Annotated in this window: 3 protein-coding genes; all 3 read left to right on the forward strand. The window is 32.9% G+C overall.

Annotation, left to right across the window (positions count from 1 at the left end):
* Positions 1–503: GvpL/GvpF family gas vesicle protein (locus HY951_02595; GenBank protein ID MBI5538918.1), on the forward strand; the 503-nt coding region annotated here is incomplete at its 5' end.
* Between the two features lie 11 nt (positions 504–514).
* Positions 515–1,048, forward strand: a complete 534-nt coding sequence (locus HY951_02600) for a gas vesicle protein K (GenBank protein ID MBI5538919.1) — start codon at positions 515–517, stop codon at positions 1,046–1,048.
* A gap of 2 nt (positions 1,049–1,050) precedes the next feature.
* Positions 1,051–1,302 (forward strand): hypothetical protein (locus HY951_02605; GenBank protein ID MBI5538920.1); only part of this gene is annotated, 252 nt, incomplete at its 3' end.

The following is a 1,302-nucleotide window of genomic DNA, read 5'->3' on the forward strand; positions in this document are numbered from 1 at the left end:
AAAGTGAAGAAAATTTAAAAAATTGTTTAAAAAATCAATATCAACAATTTAAAGAGAGTTTAGAGAAATTAAAAGGAAAACAGGAATGGGGAGTCAAGGTCTATTTAAAAGAAGATATTTTTAAAAAATTCCTTGAAGAGAAAAATGAAATAATTTTAGCTAAAAAGAAAGAAATTGAATCAATGCCCAAAGGAATAGCTTTCTTTGCCCAAAAGCAAATTGATAAAATAGTTGGTCAAGAAAGAGATAAAGAATTAGATAGGATTACTGAAGAGATATATGAGAATTTAGGTCAATTAGCTTTTAGTAAAAATCAAGATAAGCTTTTGGAAAAAGATTTTACTGGCAGGCCAGAAGAAATGCTTTTAAACACTTTCTATTTAATAGAGGAATCAAAATTAGATTCGTTTCAAAAAAAGGTCGGAGAATTAAAAGAGAAATATAATTCTTTGGGATTTGAGGTCGAGGTGAGCGGCCCTTGGCCTTCTTATCACTTTGCTTAGCCTAACCAATTATGGCTTATTTAGAAAATAAAAATGCTACTTTAGTTGATGTCCTGGATACGGTAATTGATAAAGGAGCAGTTGTTCAAGGAGATCTAGTGATAAGAATCGCTGATTTGGATTTACTAGCGATTCAACTAAAACTGATTTTAGTCTCCTTCTCAAGATTAGAAACTCAGCAGGGAAAAAGAGTGGAGGAAGTAAACCGGGCAGAAATTGGTGATGAAACTTATTTAAAAAAATTAGAAAATCAGATTGAAAAAGCCCAAGCTCATATTAATCAAATGATTAATGCCAATAATCCCGGAGAAGCAGAGTCAGGATTAGCCAAATTAGTTTTAACCTTGATTAAAGTCATTGTTGACTTAGTAGAAAGAGAAGCGGCGAGAAGAGTTCAAGGGGGTCATTTAACTCAAACTGAAATAGAAAAATTGGGATTGAATCTCCAAGCTATTGAATCCAAATTAGAAGAGCTAAGATTGATTTTTGGTCTTAAAAAAGAAGATTTAAATTTAGATTTAGGACCCTTGGGAAGGCTAAGATAAAAATGAAAAAAGCAAAAGATATTAAAAAAACCCCGAAGGATCCCGCCGCGGCGGGACCTACAGGACAGGTTAAATGTCCCATATTTAAGTCAAAAAATGAAGAGATAGAGGAGATAAATAAGGCGATAAATGAAGCCAGAGAGATCGGAGGAAAAGCTCATTTAGCTGAGAGATTAATAAAAGAAGCGGACGGGCTCTTAGCTTGTAAACTTTTTGATGAGAAAAAACCCGAATGTAAAATTTGCCATTACATT

The organism is Bacteroidia bacterium (assembly GCA_016218155.1).
In the GTDB taxonomy this organism is placed as follows: Bacteria; Bacteroidota; Bacteroidia; order Bacteroidales; family GWA2-32-17; genus GWA2-32-17.

Bases quoted from the DNA above. Each gene is read 5' to 3' on its own strand.
- HY951_02600 (MBI5538919.1), top strand. From the start codon at position 515: ATGGCTTATTTAGAAAATAAAAATGCTACTTTAGTTGATGTCCTGGAT.